We start from the raw sequence: 21,485 nt of genomic DNA on the forward strand, positions 1-21,485 counted from the left end.
CGGGGCGTGCAGGTCCGCGAGGTTGTGCAGGCGCCCGGCGTCGTGGAGGTGTCTGGGGGCGTGCAGGTCCGCGAGGTTGTGCAGGCGCCCGGCGTCGTGGAGGTGTCTGGGGGCGTGCAGGTCCGCGAGGTTGTGCAGGCGCCCGGCGTCATGCAGACGTCTGGAGTCGTGCAGGCGTCGGGGGTTGTGGAGGCCCCGGGAGTCGTAGAGGCACCCAGGGGCGCGGAGGCACCTGGAGTTGCGCAGGCCGCGGAAGTCGATGCGCGGCCGGAGTCCGGTACCGATTCGGTCCGAGTGCGGCTCGATATCAGTTACGACGGTACGGATTTCATCGGCTGGGCGCGGCAACCGGGTCTGCGCACGGTGCAGGGTGTGCTCGAAGAGTCGCTGAGCAAGGTGTTCCGGGAGCCGATCCAATTGACCGTCGCGGGCCGCACCGATGCCGGTGTGCATGCCGAGGGGCAGGTCGCGCATTTCGATACCGGCACCGAGCCGGATGCGGCCAAGCTCATCCATCGCATGGCACGGTTCCTCCCGAAAGACGTGCGAATCAAGGACATTCGCATCGTGCCGCCCGAATTCGACGCACGCTTCTCGGCGATCCGCCGCCACTACGCCTACCGGTTGACCACCGCTGCCTATGGGGCCGAGCCACTGCAGGCCCGCAGCGTCGTCGCCTGTCGTCGAGACGTCGATCTGGAAGCAATGCGCGAGGTATCGCGAAAGTTGTTGGGCCTGCACAATTTTGCCGCATTCTGCCGCCGCCGCGATGGTGCGACTACTGTTCGCGAACTCCAGCGCTTCGACTGGGAGCGCGACGGTGATCTGCTCACCGCCTATGTCAGCGCCGATGCCTTCTGCTGGTCCATGGTGCGCAGCCTCGTCGGCGCGGTGCTGGCGGTAGGGGAGGGGCGGCGCACGCCCGACTGGGTCGCCGCGCTACTGAAGGAAACCGAGCGCTCCAGCTCGGTCACCGTGGCGCCCGCGCACGGTCTGAGTCTCATCGCCGTCGACTATCCGGACGCTGCCGACCTCGCCGCGCGCAATGCCGAAACCCGCGAAATGCGTACGGTCCCTACTGCTGACGACGGCTGCTGTGGCAGCTGAGGTTGGCGCATAATGTCTTGACTTCGCACAGAAGGTCCAACCTGTGTGCGGCGACAACGACCTATGTGCCCTCGTGAAAGCGGCGCTCCCGCACCGCGTTCGGCGGGCGCGGTGCGGTGCGGGAGCATGACCCCACCGAACTATCCGGACGAGCCTGCCTCGATCGTCCGCGGCTGGCTGGAACCGGAGATTTCGATACGGCGCGGCTTGGCCCGTTCGGCGATCGGAATCGTCACCGAGAGCACGCCGTTGTTATAGGTTGCGCTGATCTTGTCGGCATCGACATTGTCGCCGAGGCTGAGCTGGCGCATATAGGTGCCGGCGAAGCGCTCGGACGCAATCCATTGGACGCCTTCGTCACTCGGCAGGCTGCGCTGTGCGCGGAGGGTGAGTGTGCCGTTGTCGACGCTCACATCCACCGAGCCGGGGTCTACACCGGGCAGATCGGCGTTGAGTACGTAATGATCGCCCGCCTTGAACAGATCCATCGGCATGAATCTTGGCGCGCGAGATGTCCCCATGGATTCGCCGAGCAGTTGGCGGGCAACGGTGTCGATGTCATGGAATGGATCGAACCGGAGCACAGCGATCACCTCCATTTCACTAGCGGCAACGCCTGCCACGGCGACAGGCGCCGGAAGCTGTGCACCATCCAAGTTAGCACTCTCGACATGAGACTGCTAATGGTTGGCGCGAAACTTCGCTCCCCGTGTCGGATCGGAGTGCGGCCCGGACGGAATAGGGACGGCAGCGGCCTCGTTCATTCGGTGCATGGCTATCGGAGACCTCGGACCGTTCGGTGTATGGCGTTACTACGGCGGGTTCACCCCGCAGGACGCACAGGACTTGGAAGGACTCGGCTACGGCACGCTGTGGCTCGGTGGGTCCCCGCCCGCCGAATTGCCCGTTATCGAGTCGCTACTGGAGGCAACCGAGTCGATCACCGTCGCCACCAGCATCGTGAATATCTGGACGGCGCCCGCGAAGCAGGTCGCTGAGTCGTTCCACCGGATCGAAGCGCGCTTTCCGGGCCGGTTCCTGCTCGGCTTGGGTGCGGGCCATCCCGAACACCAGGGCGAATACCGCAAGCCCTACGAGGCGCTGGTCGAATACTTCGACGAATTGGATGCCGCGGGTGTACCCAAGGAGCGTCGCGCTCTCGCCGCGCTAGGCCCGCGTGTGCTGAGGCTGGCGGCGGAACGGTCTGCGGGCGCGCTGCCCTACAACGTCACCCCCGAACACACCGCCCGCGCCCGCGCGCTGCTCGGCGAGGGTGTGCTGCTGGCCACCGAACACAAGGTGGTCCTCGATGACGACCCGGTCCGGGCCCGCATCACCGCCCGCCCGCGCGTCGAGTTCTACCTCGACCTGCAGAACTACGTCAGCAATCTCCGCCGCCTCGGCTTCACCGATGACGACCTCGCCAAACCCGGTAGCGACCGCCTCATCGACGCCCTGGTAGCTCACGGCGAAGCGGATTCCGTCGTCGATCGCCTCTCGGCGCATCGGGCCGCTGGTGCCGATCATGTGGTGATCCAGGTCCTCGCCGACGAAGCGGCCACCCTGCGCACCCTCGCACCGCTGCTCGCGAAATAGACCTGCGCTGGCGGTCGGCCCGAGATACCGGGCCGATCGCCTGAGGGACTGTTGAAGCGGGTCGAACAGCTCGACACCGAGCAGACGACGCCCTTCCTCGGGTCAGCGCGGGATGAACATCGGTTCCCCCGATTCGTTCGGAAGGTGCCAGCGGGCAACCGACGGCAATCGTCCTAAGACAGCGTTAGAAAGGGCGTCCTCCGCTTCCGTCGGCGCTGTGACTGCGCACACACTGGTCTCCGACCGACGCAAGGCCGCGTCGAAGAAGGAGATCTTGTGACTACGACACAGCCTGTCGGCGAGCGCCGGGTGGTCGCGAATGTATTGCGTGGTTCCATCGGTAATCTCGTCGAGTGGTACGACTGGTATGTCTACGCCGCGTTCAGCGTGTACTTCGCGAAGTCGTTCTTTCCGAAGGGCGATTCGACCGCGCAATTGCTTTCCACCGCAGCGGTTTTCGCGGTCGGGTTCCTCATGCGGCCGCTCGGCGGGTGGGCGCTCGGTCGCTACGCCGACAAGTTCGGACGTCGTTCGGCGCTGACCCTCTCGGTGACGGTGATGGCGGCGGGTTCGCTGCTGATCGCGCTGACGCCCGGATATCAGACGATCGGAATCGCCGCGCCGATAATGCTTTTGCTGGCCCGTCTGTTGCAGGGTCTTTCGGTGGGGGGCGAATACGCAACCAGCGCAACGTACTTGTCCGAGGTGGCCTCGACAGGTAAGCGCGGATTCTATTCGAGCTTCCAGTACGTCACGCTGGTCGCCGGACAGTTGGTGGCGCTCGGCGTGCAGATCATCCTGCAGCAGTTCCTGAACAACGCGCAGATGAACAACTGGGGCTGGCGCATTCCGTTCGTGATCGGTGCGGCGGCCGCACTGATCGTGATGTGGCTGCGGCGCAGCATGGACGAGTCGGAGCACTTCGAGGCCGAGGTCGAGGCCGAACGCGATCCGGCGGCGAGCAGCGCCGGTGCGAACCAGCCCGCGCGCGGTTCGCTGCGGATGCTGCTGCAGTATCCGCGGGAATGCCTGCTGGTGATCGGGCTGACGCTCGGCGGCACCGTCGCGTTCTACACCTACACGACGTACATGCAGAAATTCATGATCAATACCTCTGGCATCTCCAAGTCGACGGTCTCGTGGATCAACTTCATCGCACTGCTGGTCTTCGTGGTGCTGCAGCCACTGGCCGGTGCACTGTCCGACCGGGTCGGACGACGCAAGCTGCTGATCTTCTTCGGCGTCGCGGGCACCCTGCTCACCGTGCCGATCATGACCGTGCTCGCGCACACCAAAAATCCGATCGCCGCCTGGGCGCTGATGATGGGCGCGCTGGTCATCATCACCGGCTACACCTCGATCAACGCCATCGTGAAGGCCGAGCTGTTCCCGACCAAGATCCGCGCGCTCGGCGTCGGCCTCCCGTACGCGCTGACCGTCGCGATCTTCGGCGGTACAGCCGAAACCATCGCGCTGTCGCTGAAGCAGGCGAACCATGAATCGCTGTACTTCTGGTACGTCGCCGGGTGCATCGGAATCTCGCTGCTGACCTACTGGTTCATGCGGGAGACCTCGAGCGGATCCGCCATCGACACTGATGCCGCTGCCACGGACAATATTTCGCTCACCAAGGCGGATACCTCGGGCGCCGAGCCGGGCCGTGACCTCGCGGCGGCGCGACCCTGACGGCCCGACCGCACACGCCGCTCCGTCGCTGTGGGAGGATCGGCGTGTGCGGCTGGCGGTGGTCGAGGACGATGACGGTGTAGGTGACGCGCTGGTAGAGGCGCTCAACGCCCGCGGTTATCAGGCCGAGCGCAAGCGCCGCGGCGCAGATCTGCTCATCGCGCACCGCGGTTACGACGCGGTCATCCTGGATCTCGGACTGCCCGACGGTGACGGTCTGCAGGTGCTGCGCCAGCTGCGCGAGGTGAGTTCCGTGCCGGTGCTGATCCTGACCGCGCGCAGCGACGAACGGTCGATCGTGCGCGGACTGCGCGGCGGTGCCGACGACTATCTGGTGAAGCCGCCGCGGATCGCGGAATTGATGGCCCGGCTGGAGAATGTGGTCCGGCGCGCCGCCGCCGGATCGCAGCCGGAGCGTGCTGACGTGGTCACCGGCGATGTGCGGGTCGATCTGGCGGCCCGGGTGGTCGAGGTGGCCGGGCGGCCCATTGCCTTGACCCAGAAGGAATTCGAATTGGTCGAGGCATTGGTGGAGCGGCCCGGTGCCGCGGTCAGCCGCCAACAGCTGATGGATCGGATCTGGGGTGACGCGTTCGTCGCGGTATCCCGCTCACTGGATGTGCACATGACCGGACTCCGCGCGAAATTGGACCGACCTGGGCTGATAACGACCATTCGCGGCTACGGTTACCGCTGGGGCCAGTGATCGTGCCGGCCCTGCGGACCTAACAGGAGCGGAGCCCGGCATGCGCAGACGACTACTCGTCGCGCTTACGGTATTCGCGGCGATCGCCGTCTTCGCCTTCGCGGTACCGCTCTCGCTGACCTTCGCGACCAGCCGGACCCAGGAGTTCGTGGCCGATCGGTCCGGCGATGCCGACCGGTTCGCCAGCCTCGCCGATGCGGCGGTGGCCGAGGGGGACAGCCGGGCGCTGGCAGACGAGGCCGGGCGCTACCACGATCTCTATGGGGAAAACGTGCTCGTGGTCGATGCACGTGGTGCGCGGACGGTGAATGCGGGCGTCGATGCGGCCGCCGCGCCTGTCGAGGACGCGGTTGCCGCCGCCCGCCGCAACCAGCGGCCGCAGCCGGTGTATCGACTGACCCCATGGAGTTCGTCGACGGTGCTGATCGCCCGTCCGGTCGGCACCGGAGTGCAGGTCAACGGCGCGGTGGTGATCGAGGCATCGACCGCCCGCGCCCGGCGCGATATCGCCCGCGCGTGGGCGGTGATCGCGGTCGGCGCGGTGCTGGCAATGGTCGTGTTCACCAGCCTGGCGCTGAGCCTGGCGCGCTGGGTGTTGCGTCCGCTGGCGGCACTGTCGCAGGCGGTCGCCGAATTGACCGCGACACTGCCGAAGCCGCGCGCCCAGGCCGCCGCGCACGTCTCGATCGCCCGCCACCATGGTGGACCGCCGGAAATGCGGGCGGTCGCGGAATCCTTCGATGCCATGGCCTTGGCGGTCGCCGATTCGGCGGATGCGCAACGTCAGCTCGTTGCGGATACCGCTCATGCCATGCGAAACCCGCTCGCCGCCTTGACGATTCGTCTCGACTCTTTGGAAGCCGCAATTCCGGAAAGTGCGGCGGCGACCTTCCGTAGCGCGGGTGCCGAGGTGGAACGGTTGACAGCGCTGCTCGATGGCCTGCTCAGCTTGGCGGTTGCCGAGACCCCGGCCGCTTTCGAGGCCGCGCGAACTCCACCCAATACTGAAATCCATTGCGACGCAGTGCAAGTTGTTGCGGACCGGATCGATGCCTGGTACTCCGCCTACGAGAGCGCCGGGCAGGAATTGCGGGCGGAACCCCAGGTTGCCGAAGCCGAAGCCGCGGTCTCCGCCGATGTACTCGCCCAGATTCTCGATGTGCCGCTGAGCAATTCGTGCAGCTATGCCGGGCCGGGCACGCAGACCGTCATCGTGGTCGACGCCGAGCCGGGCTGGGTGACGGTGACCGTCCGTGACAATGGCACCGGCGTCGAACCGGCCGAGATCGACAAGCTGACCACCCGGTTCTTCCGTGGGTCCGGTGCGTCGTCCGGCGGCTCGGGCCTCGGGCTCCCGATTGCGACGGCATTGGCCCAGGCGCGCGGCGGCACCTTGTCCGTGCTCCCAGTGCAGCCGCACGGTCTCGCGATCCAGATCCGGCTGCCGCAGGCGGTGCGGGCGTGATGCGGCGGCGGAAGTTCCTGGCGCTCACTGTCTTCGGTGTGGCAGCCGGTGCCGTCGGATGTGGTCGGGATCCAGAACTCGTGCGGCTGGCCTCGGGCGAGGTCGGCGGCTTCTATCACGCATTCGCGGAACTGCTAGCGGCGGTTGCCCAGGAGGCGGGCACGGTGCGGATCGAACCGGTGACGACAACCGGCTCGCAGGAAAATCTGGGGATGTTGGCGAATGGCCAGGTGGATGCGGCACTGGCGCTGGCGGATTCGGTGCAGAGTGAGCGGGCTCCGTTGGTGGCGCTCGGCCGGGTGTACGAGAACTATCTGCAGTTGGCAGTGCGCTCGGAGGGGCCGATTCAGCAGGTCACCGATTTGCGCGGGGCCCGGGTCAACCTGGGTGCCGCGGGATCCGGTGCGGCGGTGACCGGAGAGCGGCTGCTGTGGGCTGCGGGCGTGAATCCCGTTTCGGATGTGGATATTTCGCATCGACCGCTGCGCGATGCGGTGGCGGGTGTGGAATCCGGTGAGCTGGACGCGCTGCTATGGGCAGGCGGCGTACCGACCGACGCACTCGATGTGCCGCAGCGGTTGCGGTTGGTGGAACTCGGTGAGTTGGCCGCGCCGATGCGGGAGCGCTTCGGACACCTCTACGATTTGGTCGAAATTCCCGCCGACGCCTACGACAGCGGTCGTTCGGTCCGCACAGTTGGCGTCGCGAATCTGCTGCTCGCCGCCCCGACCATGTCCGATGCCGCCGCCGGGGCGATTGTGGATCTGCTGGTTTCCCGCGCGGACCGATTGGTGCCTGCGGAGGCGGCCGGGACCCAGTTCCTGGATACCCGCTCGCTCATCGGAACCGATGCCGTCCCCTTGCATCCGGGTGCGGCTGCGGTCTACCGACGGCGACACGGTTGAGCGTCAGGAACGTACCAGGCGAGCGATGGCGTCGGTGGCCTCTTTGATCTTGGCATCGGCTTCGGGGCCACCGGTGACCGCGGCGTCCACCACGCAGTGGCTGATGTGGTCCTCCAACAGGCCCATCGCAACGGCCTGCAGTGCCTTCGTCATCGCGGAGACCTGGGTGAGGATATCGATACAGTACTTTTCTTCCTCGACCATGCGCTGCAGGCCGCGGGCCTGGCCCTCGATCCGGCGCAGGCGCTTGAGGTAGTCGTCCTTGGCGGTGATGTAGCCGTGGCCGGAATGGTCGTGGGTGGTACCCGCCGAGTCACTGCCTGGCGCGGTGTCATTGTGCGACGGGGTGGGTGTCACCGACTGTCTCCTCGCTGCTCGCCGGGCGGACCGGCCTCGTTTAATACCCCCCTAGGGTACAGTGTGGCGAGGGGGTTGTCAGGTTGCCGCGCTCTGCGCCGCGTCCGCCACGGGCGTGCGGGTCCGGTGTTCGGCGCCGCTGCGGGCCAGCGCGATGCCGCCGACCACCAGCACGCCGCCGATCATCTGCACCGGCGCTACCGATTCGTCGAGCAACAGCCACGACAGCACCACCGCGAAGAGCACCTCGCTCAGCAGAATCAGCGACATCAGCGTGGAGCCGATGCGCGCCGCACCCGCCACCCCGCAGACATACGCCACCACCGTGCTGATGGTGACCAGCAGTGTCAGCGACAGCCAAACCGGTAGGTGATGCTCGGCGAGCGCGGTATCGGCATCGCCGAACAGCACCGGTAGCAGGCCGGTCAGGCCCAGCGCCCAGGCGGTCGCGGCAGCCACGGACAGGCCGGAGCCGAGCAGTACGACCGGGCTGAGCGAATCCGAGGTGCGCTCCGACAGCAGGAAGAACACCGCATTGCACAGCATCGAGACCGCGGCCCAGCCGAGCCCGATCGGACTGATCCCGTTCGCGCCGAAGATATCGATGACCAGCGCCGCGCCGCCGAGCGCGATTGCCGCGCCGAGGAGTGTCGCCCCGGATGGTCGCCGTCCGCGCACCGCCCAGTTCCAGGCGATCACCGCGATCGGGGCCAGGAATTGGATCATCAGCGTCACGCCGACCTGCAGATAGGGCAGCGAAAGGAAGAAGCTGGCCTGCACCCCGGCGACCGCGATCACGCCGAAGCCGCCGACGGTGCGCAGGTGGCGCAGGCTGCCGCGCAATCCGCTCGGATCCCTGAGCGCCGCAACCGGCCAGCATGATCGCGGCCGCACCACTGAGCCGGATCGCCAGCACGGCACCCGGGGACCAGCCGACCGCCAGCACCGACTTCGCCAACGGACCCGAGCTGGCGAAGGCAAGTCCGCTGCCCACCGTCAACCACACCCCGGTGCGCGTACGCGACGAACTCACCGACACCTCCATTACCCAACCGACTCAGGTCATGATGAACGAAGGTCCAGTTGGCCGGATGTGGACCCGTCTGGTCGGGAATCGGGGACGAGCGAGAGAATCGGTGCATGAGTTTGGATGTTCGGCCCGCGCTCGCCGTGATCGGCGGTAGTGGCTTCTACGATTTCTTCGATAACGAGGCGACCACCGTCGAGGTCGAGACGCCCTACGGCAAGCCGAGCGCGCCGATCTCGGTCGGCGAGGTGGGGGGTCGCCCGGTGGCCTTCCTGCCCCGACACGGCAAACAGCACGAATTCGCACCGCATACGCTGCCCTACCAGGCCAATATGTGGGCGTTGCGTTCGATCGGGGTGCGGCGGATCTTCGCGCCGTGCGCGGTCGGCAGCCTGCGCGCGGACTGGGGGCCGGGGACCGTCGCGGTGCCGGATCAGCTGGTCGACCGGACCTCCGGCCGTCCGCAGACCTACTTCGGCGGCGGTGGCGTGCACGTCTCCTTCGCCGACCCGTACTGCGACGAACTGCGCTCCGCGGCAGCGAAATCCGCGACGGATGCGCTGTCGATGAAATCTTCGGGCACCATGGTCGTGGTACAGGGCCCGCGCTTCTCCACCCGGGCCGAGAGCCGCTGGTTCGCCGCGCAGGGCTGGGAGCTGGTGAATATGACCGGGCATCCCGAGGCGGTGCTCGCCCGTGAACTCGAAATGTGCTATGCCGCAGTTGCTTTGGTGACCGACCTGGATGCGGGGCTGGAGGAGGGCGACGGTGTGCACGCGGTCGATGTCTTCGCCGAATTCAAGAAGAACCTCGGGCCGTTCAAGGAGCTGATCCGGCGCTCGGTTTCGGCGGTCACCGGAACCGATACCTGCGAACGTTGCCGTGTCCATGCGGGAGTGTCGCTGCCGTTCGAACTACCGTGAGTTCGGGCAGCTGGTCAGGTTGGGTTCGGAACCGAACGTAGGGTGCGGATGCGATGAGAGTGCTGGTCACCGGGGCAGCCGGGTTCGTCGGGGCGCGGTTGCGGCGGGCATTGGCCGCAGCCGGGCACGAGGTGGTCGGGGTCGATCTACTCGGGCCGGATGTTGAAGTGCCGGACGGGGTTTCGCGGGTGGACGTGCGCGATGCCGATGCGCTCGAGCCGTTGCTGCGCGGTATCGATACGGTTTGTCATCTGGCCGCCGTCACCTCCGGGCCTGAATCGGCGGTGTTCGCCGCGCACAATGATCTCGGGACGGCGGTCCTGCTCGATGTGATGGGGCGGGCGAAGGTGCGTCATCTGGTGCTCGCGTCATCCATCGTGGTGTACGGCGAGGGGCGCTATCGCGGGATGAACAGCGGGCCGTTCTATCCCGGATTGCGGCGGCGGGCCGATCTGGATCGCGGCATGTTCGACCACCTTGCGCCGCGGACCGGGGAGTTGCTCACCTGGGAGCCGGTCACCGAAGATGCGCCGCTGCGTCCGCGCGGCTTCTACGGGGCAAGTAAGCTGGCCCAGGAAAACTACGCGCTCGCTTGGGGTTTGGCCACCGGCGCGGCAGTCACGGCATTGCGCTACCACAACGGCTACGGCGAAGGCACGCGCTCCGGCTTCATCGGAAACTTCCTCGCCGCACTCGATCAGGGCCGCCCGCCATTGGTCGACGAGGACGGCGGACAGGTCAGGGATGTGGTGCACGTCGACGACATCGTGGCCGCCACCGTGGCCGCCGTCGACCGCCGCCCACCCGGCTTCGTCCCCCTCAACATCGCCTCCGGCCACCCCATCACCATGTGGGAAGTCGCGTCGATCATGGCCAAAGCTCGCGGCGGCCCCGCTCCTGTGGTAACCGGCCGCTACCTCCTCGCCGACGCCCGCCACCTCGCCGCCGACCCCGAACGATCCAGGCGCACACTGGGTTTCACCGCCCGAATCCCACCCGCCCTCGGCCTAGCCGAACTCGCCGCCCCCGCACTCGAGCCCACCACACCCCAACGGGAACCCGCTCCACTGCACGTGCGCGTCGCTCCGACTCCGACCGCACCCGAGCATCAGGCGCACCCGGAGCCACGGCCCGCCGCGCCGATATCGCGGCCCGGCACCCGCCCGGATGCTCCGGTGCCGAACGTGAATGCGCCCCGGCCGGAGCCGATGATCGAGAGCGCCGGACCGAATACGCAGCCGCCCGCATCCCAACCCGAGTTGGCGAAACCGGAGGCCGGGGCGGGCTCGCCGATGTGAAAGCGGATGCGCCCAGTCATGGCGTTGCAAACGCACGATCTCTTGGCGGTGGCGGTCTCCGGGTGTTCGGCGACCGGCTCGATGCCTTCGACGATGGTCCGCGTCCGCTGGGTGCCGATCGCGGTCGCGGTGATCGGGCCGGCAAGTCGGAGGTGGTGTCGATCGGGTCCGGGTTCGGCGGGTGATCAGGCGAGGCCGGGGTTCTCGACGATTTCGAGTTGGACCAGGACGAATTCGGGGGAGGAAGAGTTCGAGGTGGCGCCCGGGAGGGGAGAGATTTCCAGGTCGGCGATGATCCAATCGTTGTTTTCGCCGGCCAGGCGGACGGCGCGGAGTTGGTGGTGTGCTGCGCCGGAGCGCATCGCGTTGCGGGCTTCGATGATTCGGGCGCGGTCCGCCGGATGTGGGACGGTGCGTTCGTCCGTGCCGGCCCAGCGCATTGTCGGAACGGGTTCGGTGACCCAGCGGATCAAGCGGATCTGGGCGGTGTCCACGATCGCGAGGTAGAGGTTGGGTTGGGCGCGGCGCAGCATATCGAGGGCGGTTGCCTCGAAGGATTTACGTTGCGGCGCAACGCTATCGGTGACATCGACCGCCAGGCCGCGCCAGCGGTGCCGGTCGCCGGGCGTATCCGCGTTGCGGGTGGCCACCAGTATGGAGCGCGGGCCCGCCTTCGATTGCACGGTCGCCGTCCCGAGCCAACGGGAATCGGGCTCGGATCGCGTCAGGTTCGCGACGAAATCCAGTTCGCCGTCGAATCGTTCGACCATCTCGAAGATTTCGGCACCGACCCAGCGGGTACGGTAGGGCGCGAAATCCGGGCCGAGGCCCTGCATCAGCGCATCGACGCGGCGTGTGCGCGCATCGACCAGAAACGGCGCAACCCCGGGCGCGGGCGGGGGATCTCCGGGGCCGACCCAGAGATGGATCGCGTACACCCGCTCATCCGGACCTGATATGGGCACGGCCCGCAGACGCCGCCCCGACCACACCTGTCGCGAAGGCGGCAGCACCTGATCCACGACCGATCCACTCGCACACGCGGCAGCGACAAGCGGCTGCAACCGACTGGGCACGGCCCGCTGAAACGACTTCCATTCACGCGGCGTAGTACCGATGGCCAACACCGACCAGCTGTCGACACGGCCGAGCGTTTCGATCAATAGCCAGCGCTCGATGATCACTTTGTCCCCTCCCCGTCTCGAACCTACGCCACGATCACCGCTGATAGCCAATGCATATCGTGCACGATCCGAACAAGGTCAGCCGGGATTCCGCAGCACTGTGTTCGATTCCAACTGCGCACAATTGGGCGCGCCCAGGTTCCGGCAGGCGCGTTGGGATCCGCTTTGTCAGCGCGCGTTCGTCCCTGCCGCCGCGAAGTCATCGGTTCCGGGCGCGCGGCCGATTTGGTACGCGTCGTTCGGGAGTGGGCCTGTCGTCGAATGCTGTGATCGGTCACGCTTTCGGGGGAGCGAAGGCCTCGGCGTGGGCGTGGGCCCACTGGACGAAGGTGCGCGGTTCTCGGCCGGTCACTTCCTGCACGGTGGGGTAGACCTGGGATTCGTCGAGGGTGCCGTCGACGAAGAAGCTCCAGAATGCGTCGACGTAGTGCTGCGGCATGGAGGCCTCGAGTTCGGCCCGCGTTTCCGCATTCGTCAAGCCCTGGCAGACAAGTGGCCGGTTGAGCACTTCGGCGAGCACCGCGACCTGATCGGCGGGCACGAGCGCTCGCGGCCCGGTCAGCTCGAGGACGCGCCCGGCCAGTCCGCTGCCGGTCAGGGCGACCGCCGCGACGGCCGCGATATCGGCGGGATCGATTGCGGCGACCGGTACATCGGGGAACTGGGCGCGGATCACATCACCCAGTTCGAGTTGCGGCAACCAGCGCAGCGCATTCGACATGAACGAGCGCGGGCGCAGAAAGGTCCACGCCAGGCCGGATTCGCGCACGTCTCGCTCGGCCTGCGTCATATACGCGGAGACCGCGTTGTTCATATCCTCGAGCGCCGCCGAACCACCCGAAAGCAGCACGATGTGCTGGGCGCCCGCCTTCTTCGCGCGGGCGAGCAGGTCCGGGGTATCGGCATAGCCCGGCATCAGGAACATTCCGGTCGCCCCGTCCAGGGCTTCGGTCAGGCTTTCAGGCTGGTTCAGGTCGCCTGTCACCGCCTCGACACCGGCGGGCAGCTGTGCCCGCGCGGGATCGCGGACCAATGCGCGCACGGCAGCGCCGGAATTGCTCAATGCCGCAACCAGTTCCGTGCCGATATTGCCGGTCGCGCCGGTCACCAGGATCATGCCGTTTCCTCCAGAGTCGCACCGGGTTGCCCCGTCCAATCATGCGGAATCACCGAGCCGAGCGCCGACCGATCCCGCGAATGAATCGAGATCGCCGCACCCGCCTCGACCGTACCGTCGGCACACCGAGTTAGGCTCGCGCAGTGGATACTCCGCTACGGCTAGAGGTCATCGTGGCCAGCACGCGCCCGGAGCGATTCGCTCCGGTGGTCGCCGACTGGTTCCTGCGCACGGTCCAGACGACCCCCGAATTCGACACCGGCGTCATCGATCTCATAACGACCCCACTGCCCACGGACCTCACCTTCACCCCCGATGTGGAGGCCTACCGCCAGCGTCTAGCGGCCGCCGACGCCTTCGTCGCCATCACCTCCGAGTACAACCACGGCTACCCGGCGTCCCTGAAAACCGCCTTCGACAACGCGAAACACGAATGGCGCGCCAAACCCATCGGCTTCGTCTCCTACGGCGGCCTCTCCGGCGGCCTGCGCGCCGTCGAACAACTCCGCCAGGTAGTCGCGGAAATCCACATGGTCTCCATCCGCGAAACCGTCAGCTTCCATCAGGCTAAAAAGCGATTCGACGAATCAGGCAATACCCAAGACGGCGCCGCCATAGACGCCGCCGACCGCCTGATCCGCCAATTAGCCTGGTGGGCAAGAACTCTCCGCACCGCTCGCACCACCGACCCCTACCCAGGCTGACCGCGCACCCCCTGCGCGGAGCCCATCGACGGCAGTCGAATGGTGGTTCGACGCGCCGACTACAACCACCATTTCACTACCCTCGTAAAACACCTGGAACGCAACCAACGCCCGCTCCGTCTCTCCTCGACAGTCGGGGTGGACCTGCCGCCCGCAGCGCCGATCCCGCGCAACGAAACAGCGCTACTGCGGACTTCCCGCCATAGCTCGCCGCCCTCGCGGATGCCCGATATACGTCGCCTCACGCGGAATCGACACCAGCGTCAGATCAACCTGAGCAGTCCCGGTCCGCAGCACCACATGGTTCCCGATGGCCCCCGGCTGGTGGATCGACAAGTCCGGCCGAGTCGCGGGCCAGCCCATCGGATCTCCGGTGACATAGATCGTCGTGACACCGGCGTGCGGCGCGGGTGCCAGCACACCATCGACCACCGTCGCGGTGAACCCGGCATCGGATTGATGCGTCTCCACCGCGATCTGCAGCCGCTCCGGATTCCCGATGGTCGTCACCAGGTTCTCCCAGGCATGCGTCCGGTCGGTACGGATCAGGATGCGTTCACCGACCGCCAACGCACGGAACACCAACTGCTGAGCCAGATACAACTCACCGGCCACATACACCGTCGAAATACCGGTACCGACAATGCGGACCGCGACGCCCTGCCCCTCGTCATCGGAGCCGATCAGCTGACCGCAACCCGAAGACGGCAGATGCAGCGCACCGATCACATCGATCGGATACTCGGTCACCGGAACCGCGTCGTCGAGATCCGGAATGGCCAGCGGCAGATGCGCGAGCAGACCATCGCGCTGCCGCCCGTTCATCGAGATGAGACCCTTGAGCTTCGTGCGCTCCGGCAGCTCCCGCGTGGTCAGCCGCCAAGCCGCGCCGATGCTCACCGATTCCGCCGAACTACCCGGACGCAGCCGCACCGCGACGGTCGTACCGCGCGACGGCGCAACCCAAAGCTGCGAGAGCAGATCCGAGCCGAGCCGCTTCGGGTCGACCGCGCTGCCGACGTTCACACTGTTGCCGATCTCGGCGTACCGCCAGCGATGAGTCAGCGTGCGCGGATCGAAGCCCTGCGTGACCTGCAGAACCGCCTTGCGGATCTCGGGTGCGGTAAGGATACGGGCGCTGCAGTCCGCGTCCTCCAGGGTGCGCATAATGCGTTGCGTCGCAATGGTTACCGCGCGTGACGCCCCCTCACTGCCGCCACCACGTCGGGCTGCGGCCTCCGGGCACGCGATCGCGTCGAAGCTGATGGCGAGCCACACATTCCGGTGCGCGGTCGCCGGCAGCGGACCCAGCAGCGATTCGTAGATCTTGCCCGCGGGCGTACCGGAACGGCTGCGATGACCGTGGCTGATGATGTCGATACCGCTGAGCAGAATGTCGTGCTGGTTCAGACATTTCGCCAATTCCGGCAGCGGCAGCAGATGCGAGGCGTGCACTGTGGTGCGAGCGATCCGGGTCAGCCCGCCCTTGGGGGCCAGCACCTCGACGACGGTGACAACCCGGCTGCCGTCCCAGTACAGCCCGAGCGAGCGACCGTCCGAGCCGCGGAAGTCGACGGTATCGCCGAGTTCGTAATCGCCGTGGGTGAGGTAACGCCACCAGGTGGCGATCCAATCCAGGATGGTGCGCTTGGCAATCGGGATCAGCGGCAGCAGTCCGGCGACCACCGCGACGCCCAACGCGGGCCAGGCAGCGAGCCCGACCAACACGGCGAGCAGTCCGGCAACGAGCCCGATCACCTGCGCGATCAACAGATTCCGCAGCGAGATGCGCCCGAGCAGCGGGCGTGGTCCCGCCCCGGCTTGTTCGGCCATCGTCGTCCCCCAAGTACCCGGTATCGGCCGTATCGCAGCGGCCGAGCTGAACAATAGTCCTCGGGAACTGTACTGTGTTCCGCGAACACGAGCATTGTTCGGGGAGGGAAACATGCCTTCAAAACCCACTACACGGTGGCAGGTGAGCGGTTACCGCTTCCTGGTCCGCCGGATGGAACACGCGCTGGTGCGCCGGGATGTGCGCATGCTGCACGATCCGATGCGCTCCCAGTCCCGCGCCTACGCGGCCGGATTGATCATGGCGATCGTGGTGCTGGCCGGTTGCGGCGTGCTCGCACTGCTGCGTCCGCAGGACAAGATCGGCAGCAACAAGATCCTGATCGGCAAGGAATCCGGTGCCGTCTACGTGGTGATCAACGACGCGGTGCATCCGACGCTGAATCTCGCCTCGGCCCGGTTGGCCGCGGGATCGCCGGAAAAGGCCGTCATCGTCAAGGAATCCGAGATCGGCAAGAAGGCACGCGGCCAGCTGATCGGCATTCCGGGCGCACCCTCCTCGCTGCGCTTCGACAAGGACGGCAAGGGCCGGACCTGGACCGTCTGCGACCAGATGAAGGTGGACGGCAGCAAGGATCTCACCACCTCGGTGCTCGCCGGAAGTCTCTCGCTCGGTGAGAAGGCCTCGGTCATGGGTAAGGATCGGGCGCTGCTGGTGCAGGGCAAGGACTCGGCGTATCTGGTCTACGACGGCAAGCGCGCCCGCGTCAACCTCAAGGATCGGGCCGTCACCGACGCATTGAGGATCACCGGAGCTACTGCCCGGCCGATCGGCGAGGGTCTGCTCAATACGATTCCCGAAGTGCTGCCGATCATTCCGCCTCCGATCGCCAACCCGGGCGGCTCGGTGAGCTACTCGGTCAGCGGCCATCGGATCGGCGATGTGGTGCAGGTGCCCAGTGAGCCCGACCTGAACTATGTCGTGCTGTGGGATGGTCTGCAACCGGTCTCCCGGGTGACCGCTGAAATCATCCGCAATAGCAATCCGACCACAGCTAGCAACAGTTGGATCGAACAGGTCGAGCGTACCCGCGCGGACGTCTCCAGGGCGCTGGCGGTCGGTGACTATCCACAGTCCGCGCCGTCGCTCATCCAGGCCAAGGATGATCCCGTCAGCTGTCTGTCGTGGAAGCCGCTCGCTGCGGCCGCTGAGAACAAGGATGGCGGCAAGCGTGCCGAACTGTCGATAATCACCGGTGTCGCACTGCCGAATCCGGACAACGCCAAACTCGTACCGCTCGCCCAGGCCGACGGCTCCGGTGCCAATGCCGATTCGGTCTATATCCCGCCGGGCACCGGCGCCTTCGTCCAGACCACCGGCATCGAACCCGACAGCCGCCGCAAGGACAGCAAGTTCTACATAGCCGACACCGGTGTCCGCTACGGCATCAAGGACTCCGACGCCGAAAAGGCACTCGGCATGGACACGGATTCGGGCACCAAGGCCGAACCAGCACCGTGGCCGATCGTGGGCCTACTCGCGGCTGGTCCGAGTCTGTCCCGCGCGGATGCAATGGTCGCCCACGACGGCGTCGCCGCAGACCCTTCACCCTCGAAATCGCCGGTCGCCTCGGTGAATTGAGCGATTGGTTCGCCGACCAGCGCTCGGTCGCGACTGAATACTCGAGGACGTCGGATCGTGGTGCGCTTGTTTGGTCGCACCCCCGCGCCGCGAAAATCATCTGTTGCCTCGATCAGCTTCGACGGTCAGGTGCTGGCCCTCGGGTGCGGTGGCGGCCCGGAGCGCCTCGACTTCGCTTCGTAGCGCGCGGATTTCCTCGACCAGCATCGTGATCTCCACTTCGGTGCGGTCGGCGGTCACCTCGACGGCCTTCAGCTGGTCCATCACCCAGCTGGTCGTGGTGCCGATGGCGAAGCTGATCAGGCCGATGCCGAGCGTCATCAGGATCAGTGCGATCATGCGGCCCTGCACGGTTACCGGATACACATCGCCGTAGCCGACCGTGGTCACCGACACCATGGACCACCACAGCGCGTCGCCGAAGTTGTGGATCTTGCTGTCGGGTGCGCCGTATTCGGCATCGAAGAACGCCAGACTGCACAGCACCAGTGTGAGTGCCGAACTGGTGCCGACGAATATCGCGAGGCGAGCGCGCGTCACCCGATTGCGGTTGAGCTGGTCGAGCACCAGCAGCGCCGCCCGCAGTAACCGCACCGGACGGAACGGCGGCAGCAGCACGATCAACAGCTCCAGCGGATGCGTACGCACGAATCGCCAGCGATCGGTGGACAGCCAGGTCCGGATGCCGAAGTCCGCGACGAATGCCGCCCAGATCATGATGTCGACCCGTTCGAGCCAGGCATCGAGTCGCGGTGACGCTCCGGTATCCAGCACATGCCAGGCGTAGACACCGATGAAGAGCACGGCGAGCACCAGCATCGGGATGCCGGTCGTGCGTTCCCAGGCTTGTCTACGGCTCGGTTGTCCGCCGTCGTGTTGTACTGCGTGCATGGGAACTACCTGTATCGATCGGGTGCGACACCCTATGTACCGCCGTTTGCCACGAAGACGCTACATATCGTCCGACTTGACGCCGAACCGGCGGCGGATCGGGAACGAGGCAAGGTAGCCGAGCACCAAAGCGGTCCCGATGATCCCGGTGCCGATCAGCGCGACATTGCGGGCCCTATTGTCCGGCGGCGGCGCCGGTTTCGGCACCGCGAGCTGGGCGCTCTTGGCCGGGCTCGGCCGCTTGGGCGGCAGCGGCGTGCCGCTCACCTCATCGGTCAGCGCCGCGACCGGATCGACCGCGCCGTAGCCGATATACGGACTCCACCCCTCGGCGGGCGCATGCGCGGTGGCCTGCATCCGCTTGATCACATCCAACGCACTCATATCTGGAAAGCGGGCCCGTACCAGCGCGACCACACCGGAAACCAGCGGCGTCGCGAAGCTCGTCCCGCTCATCGCCTGCTGCTGCCCTTGCTGATTCACGGTGCCGGTCGCGGTCCCGGTCCCGCGCGGGTCGAGCGAAACCATATTCTCGCCCGGCGCGGCCACACTCACCCACGGTCCCGGCACGGTGAACTTCGACGGTGCGCCGTTCGAATCGATCGAGCCCACCGAGAGCACGTAGTCGTCCCAGCGCGCCGGACTCACATTGACCTTGACATTCCGCCACGGATCGGCGGACGGATCGAGCGGATCGATGATCTGCTGTTCGGTCTTACAGGAGCCGTCCTGGTTTCCGGCCGCCACGACCACGACCACGTTCTTCTCCAGCGTCGCGTATCGCACTGCCGCGCCGATGGATCCGTCGACGTCATTGGACGAGCCGCACCACACCTCGGAGATATTGATGACGCTCACGTTCGCGTCGGCCGCGCGCCGGATCGCGGAGGCCATGGTGGCCAGATTGCCGTAGCCCTCGGGCAGGTCGTCGGGATTGCGCTCCCTGGACCGGCCTTCCTTCTGATACATCTTGCTGGTCTGACGGATGGTCATGATGCGTGCTTCCGGTGCGACACCGGAGAACCCCTGACCGTCGATCTTCGACGCGGCTATCAGGCCTGCGACAAAAGTGCCGTGCCCGTCGCAGTCCTCGGTACCGTCGCCCGAATTCGCCACGAAGTCGCCACCGGCGATCAGTCCCGGCAACCGGGGATGCCGCGCGACACCGGTATCGATGACCGCGACGGTCTGGCCCTCACCCTTGGAGAACCGCCACGCACTTTCCAGATCGAGGGAGCGCTGCGCGGTGGGAATCGTCGCGCCCTCACCGCCGGACACCGTATTCGAGCAATCGGAATTCGCCGGCCGCTCGGTCTTTTCAGGTGGTGCGGCCGGATCGCCGGCGGGCAGCAGACCCGGATTCACCGCGGGCGGGTGATCCGCCGAAGCCGCACCGGCCCCCAGCCCCAGCGACGCGCTCAGGCCCAACGCCACGGCTGCCGCCGCGACGCGCATCTGCCTGTTCACAGCCCGCGAACGAGCGAGTAGAGCGAGGCCACCCAGAACACCAGCGGCAGTACGGCGGCCACGAACGCGTACTCGAGCAATTCGACGCCACGGCGCATCGGCGGTGTCGCGGACTGATTCGGAATGATGATGCCGAGAATCAGCGCGGCGACCAGCACCACCATCGCCGCACCGAAGACGGCCAGCGGCTGCTCCATGCCGACGGCGACGCCGACCATCATGATCAGCACGATCGACGCGCCGCCCGCGATCAGCACCACGGCCTGTTCCGCACCCGCGTAGGTCCGGCTGCGGAACATCAGCACCACCGCGGTCACCAGCGCAAGCGCGATACCCGGCCAGTACGGATCCTCCGCGCCGGGATCGGCACCCGCCAACGCGCCCGCCACCGAGAGCAGCGTGGTCGCCGAGACGAGTCCGGCCAGGTACATCCGGGCCCGTTCCGACTTCACCCGCAGCGCGTCCATGGTCGGCAGCGCGCGGTGATCGTCCGGATCGTCCTCGGTCGGGTCGATCGGGGTGCCGGGGGAGGGCACCGGCGGCAGCGGCAGGCTTGCCAGCAGCATCGAAACCCGCGGCGCGAGTGAAAGACCCGCGAGTCCGAGCGCGGCGACGACCGCGCCGATACCCTTCTCCGGCTGGTCGGTGAGCACGCCGACCAGCGCGGCCGGTACCGCGTACACCGCGAGCGTGGCCGCGCCGATGAACAGCGCGAGTCCGACGCCGGTGACGCGCCACGCGAGGACCGCTGTCGCACCGACCAATACCGAACCGAGCAGTAGATGCGCCCAGCCGTAATCGTCTGGCACGTAAAGCATTCCGGCGGTGAATGCGGCGGGCAGCGCGCAGCCGCCGAGCACCAGCGCGGTCGAGGTATCGCCGTACATCCGGCTGAGCACCATGCCCGCGATCACGAGCAGAATCGCCACGGTCAACGCGAGCGAACCGCTGATCCAGCCCGGCAGTGCGTCTTTGGACAGCAAAAGACCGAGGCAGCCCACGATCATGGTGAGTGCGGCGAGTACCGAACCGGTGATCCGCGCGACCTTCGGGGTCCAGCTGCGGTAGTGATCGGCGTCGGCGATCGCGACGTTGTACATGATGTCGTCGAACAGCGGCGTCGGCGCGGTATGTGAGGCGCTCTCCAACATGAGCAGCTCGCCGTCGCGCACACCGTGCTCGCCCAGGCTCAGCGAATTGGAGAAGGGGGGATGGCCGATTCGGGCCAGCACCCATTCGGCGGGCTCGAAGCGCTCGCCCTCATTGTCGAAATCGTTGGTGCGGCTGTGTTGAGCGACCATGTCGACGACACTCGGGATGACCAGTGCGACCGGCACATCGACCGGAATCGCCATATCCACCTGGGTGTGCTTCGCGAGAATCGTGACCCGGGCAAGGTCGGGCGCACGGACGATGCCGCGCGAGGATTCTTCGTCGATGTGGTCAAGTCGCGCGTGCGTCAAGCTTCCCCCAACTCGGTCTCTACCTCGTATTTCCGCGTCCCGTGAGCGAGGGGGCCGAGCTTGCGAACCCACCGTTCGGGCAGCAGAATGCTGGTCGAACTGTACGACATGTCAGCTGTGCCCTCTACACTGAGGCCGAAAAAGTGCAGCTTGCGA

Annotated in this window: 18 protein-coding genes and 1 pseudogene; 10 read left to right on the plus strand and 9 right to left on the minus strand. The window is 66.7% G+C overall.

Annotated features, from left to right (window positions below; all coding sequences use genetic code 11):
* Positions 1–294: 294 nt before the first annotated feature.
* Positions 295–1,107, plus strand: coding sequence for a tRNA pseudouridine(38-40) synthase TruA (truA, locus tag ACIBW7_RS39800; RefSeq protein ID WP_397055891.1), 813 nt, complete (start codon positions 295–297; stop codon positions 1,105–1,107).
* A gap of 140 nt (positions 1,108–1,247) precedes the next feature.
* Here truA and ACIBW7_RS39805 read toward each other — a convergent pair whose 3' ends face one another.
* On the minus strand, positions 1,248–1,691 hold the full coding sequence (locus ACIBW7_RS39805; RefSeq protein WP_040686670.1) for an Hsp20/alpha crystallin family protein: 444 nt from the start codon (positions 1,689–1,691) through the stop codon (positions 1,248–1,250).
* Positions 1,692–1,878: 187 nt separating this feature from the next.
* Here ACIBW7_RS39805 and ACIBW7_RS39810 point away from each other — a divergent pair, with 187 nt between their 5' ends.
* The 5 genes from ACIBW7_RS39810 (at position 1,879) to ACIBW7_RS39830 (ending at position 7,465) form a co-directional block, all read left to right on the plus strand.
* Positions 1,879–2,703, plus strand: a complete 825-nt coding sequence (locus ACIBW7_RS39810; protein ID WP_397055749.1) for an LLM class F420-dependent oxidoreductase — start codon at positions 1,879–1,881, stop codon at positions 2,701–2,703.
* A gap of 276 nt (positions 2,704–2,979) precedes the next feature.
* Complete coding sequence (locus ACIBW7_RS39815) at positions 2,980–4,389, plus strand: MFS transporter (RefSeq protein WP_397055751.1); 1,410 nt, start codon at positions 2,980–2,982, stop codon at positions 4,387–4,389.
* A gap of 46 nt (positions 4,390–4,435) precedes the next feature.
* Complete coding sequence (locus ACIBW7_RS39820) at positions 4,436–5,095, plus strand: response regulator transcription factor (RefSeq protein WP_063039141.1); 660 nt, start codon at positions 4,436–4,438, stop codon at positions 5,093–5,095.
* Between the two features lie 40 nt (positions 5,096–5,135).
* Positions 5,136–6,560, plus strand: coding sequence for a sensor histidine kinase (locus ACIBW7_RS39825; RefSeq protein WP_397055753.1), 1,425 nt, complete (start codon positions 5,136–5,138; stop codon positions 6,558–6,560).
* Entirely contained in the window at positions 6,557–7,465 is a 909-nt protein-coding gene (locus ACIBW7_RS39830) for a TAXI family TRAP transporter solute-binding subunit (RefSeq protein ID WP_397055755.1), read from the plus strand. Before ACIBW7_RS39825 ends, ACIBW7_RS39830 begins: the two co-directional genes overlap by 4 nt.
* Before the next feature lie 3 nt (positions 7,466–7,468).
* Here ACIBW7_RS39830 and ACIBW7_RS39835 read toward each other — a convergent pair whose 3' ends face one another.
* Positions 7,469–7,822: a metal-sensitive transcriptional regulator gene (locus ACIBW7_RS39835; protein ID WP_397055757.1), complete on the minus strand. Its 354-nt coding sequence runs from the start codon at positions 7,820–7,822 to the stop codon at positions 7,469–7,471.
* Between the two features lie 78 nt (positions 7,823–7,900).
* The gene (locus tag ACIBW7_RS39840) at positions 7,901–8,665 is read right to left on the minus strand and encodes an EamA family transporter (protein ID WP_397055759.1); all 765 of its coding nucleotides are present in this window, start codon (positions 8,663–8,665) and stop codon (positions 7,901–7,903) included.
* 297 nt (positions 8,666–8,962) lie between these two features.
* Between ACIBW7_RS39840 and ACIBW7_RS39845 the strand changes: the two genes are divergently transcribed.
* Entirely contained in the window at positions 8,963–9,772 is an 810-nt protein-coding gene (locus ACIBW7_RS39845; RefSeq protein ID WP_397055761.1) for an S-methyl-5'-thioadenosine phosphorylase, read from the plus strand.
* A 53-nt stretch (positions 9,773–9,825) separates the two neighbouring features.
* A pseudogene (locus ACIBW7_RS39850) lies at positions 9,826–10,794 on the plus strand (NAD-dependent epimerase/dehydratase family protein); the annotation flags it as partial.
* A gap of 461 nt (positions 10,795–11,255) precedes the next feature.
* Here the strand turns inward: ACIBW7_RS39850 and ACIBW7_RS39855 are convergent.
* Both ACIBW7_RS39855 and ACIBW7_RS39860 read right to left on the minus strand, forming a co-directional pair.
* A complete protein-coding gene (locus ACIBW7_RS39855; RefSeq protein ID WP_397055763.1) occupies positions 11,256–12,254 on the minus strand; it encodes a GAF domain-containing protein in 999 nt (332 codons plus the stop codon).
* Between the two features lie 274 nt (positions 12,255–12,528).
* Entirely contained in the window at positions 12,529–13,371 is an 843-nt protein-coding gene (locus ACIBW7_RS39860; protein WP_397055765.1) for an NAD(P)H-binding protein, read from the minus strand.
* A gap of 143 nt (positions 13,372–13,514) precedes the next feature.
* Here ACIBW7_RS39860 and ACIBW7_RS39865 point away from each other — a divergent pair, with 143 nt between their 5' ends.
* A complete protein-coding gene (locus ACIBW7_RS39865) occupies positions 13,515–14,075 on the plus strand; it encodes an NADPH-dependent FMN reductase (protein WP_397055767.1) in 561 nt (186 codons plus the stop codon).
* 183 nt (positions 14,076–14,258) lie between these two features.
* Here the strand turns inward: ACIBW7_RS39865 and eccE are convergent, their stop codons facing one another.
* The gene (eccE, locus tag ACIBW7_RS39870; RefSeq protein WP_397055769.1) at positions 14,259–15,908 is read right to left on the minus strand and encodes a type VII secretion protein EccE; all 1,650 of its coding nucleotides are present in this window, start codon (positions 15,906–15,908) and stop codon (positions 14,259–14,261) included.
* A gap of 112 nt (positions 15,909–16,020) precedes the next feature.
* Between eccE and eccB the strand changes: the two genes are divergently transcribed.
* On the plus strand, positions 16,021–17,508 hold the full coding sequence (gene eccB / locus ACIBW7_RS39875; protein WP_397055771.1) for a type VII secretion protein EccB: 1,488 nt from the start codon (positions 16,021–16,023) through the stop codon (positions 17,506–17,508).
* A gap of 96 nt (positions 17,509–17,604) precedes the next feature.
* Here eccB and ACIBW7_RS39880 read toward each other — a convergent pair whose 3' ends face one another.
* From ACIBW7_RS39880 to eccD, 3 genes are read right to left on the minus strand one after another with little or no spacing between them, the layout of a single operon-like run.
* Positions 17,605–18,399 carry a potassium channel family protein gene (locus ACIBW7_RS39880; RefSeq protein ID WP_397055773.1) on the minus strand — a complete coding sequence of 265 codons (795 nt, stop codon included), beginning with the start codon at positions 18,397–18,399 and terminating at the stop codon, positions 17,605–17,607.
* 60 nt (positions 18,400–18,459) lie between these two features.
* Positions 18,460–19,866, minus strand: a complete 1,407-nt coding sequence (mycP, locus tag ACIBW7_RS39885; protein ID WP_397055775.1) for a type VII secretion-associated serine protease mycosin — start codon at positions 19,864–19,866, stop codon at positions 18,460–18,462.
* Positions 19,863–21,329 (minus strand): type VII secretion integral membrane protein EccD, encoded by a 1,467-nt coding sequence (eccD, locus tag ACIBW7_RS39890; RefSeq protein ID WP_397055777.1) that lies wholly within the window; start codon positions 21,327–21,329, stop codon positions 19,863–19,865. Before eccD ends, mycP begins: the two co-directional genes overlap by 4 nt.
* Positions 21,330–21,485 lie beyond the last annotated feature (156 nt).

It is taken from the genome of Nocardia sp. NPDC049526, assembly GCF_044465765.1.
Lineage (GTDB): Bacteria > Actinomycetota > Actinomycetes > Mycobacteriales > Mycobacteriaceae > Nocardia.

What these genes read in the sequence shown, in the direction of transcription:
- ACIBW7_RS39860 (WP_397055765.1), bottom strand. Translation starts at nt 13,371, where the DNA reads ATGATCCTGGTGACCGGCGCGACCGGCAATATCGGCACGGAACTGGTT.
- ACIBW7_RS39880 (WP_397055773.1), bottom strand. Translation starts at nt 18,399, where the DNA reads ATGCACGCAGTACAACACGACGGCGGACAACCGAGCCGTAGACAAGCC.
- eccE (WP_397055769.1), bottom strand. Translation starts at nt 15,908, where the DNA reads ATGGCCGAACAAGCCGGGGCGGGACCACGCCCGCTGCTCGGGCGCATC.
- ACIBW7_RS39845 (WP_397055761.1), top strand. Translation starts at nt 8,963, where the DNA reads ATGAGTTTGGATGTTCGGCCCGCGCTCGCCGTGATCGGCGGTAGTGGC.
- ACIBW7_RS39825 (WP_397055753.1), top strand. Translation starts at nt 5,136, where the DNA reads ATGCGCAGACGACTACTCGTCGCGCTTACGGTATTCGCGGCGATCGCC.
- ACIBW7_RS39810 (WP_397055749.1), top strand. Translation starts at nt 1,879, where the DNA reads ATGGCTATCGGAGACCTCGGACCGTTCGGTGTATGGCGTTACTACGGC.
- eccB (WP_397055771.1), top strand. Translation starts at nt 16,021, where the DNA reads ATGCCTTCAAAACCCACTACACGGTGGCAGGTGAGCGGTTACCGCTTC.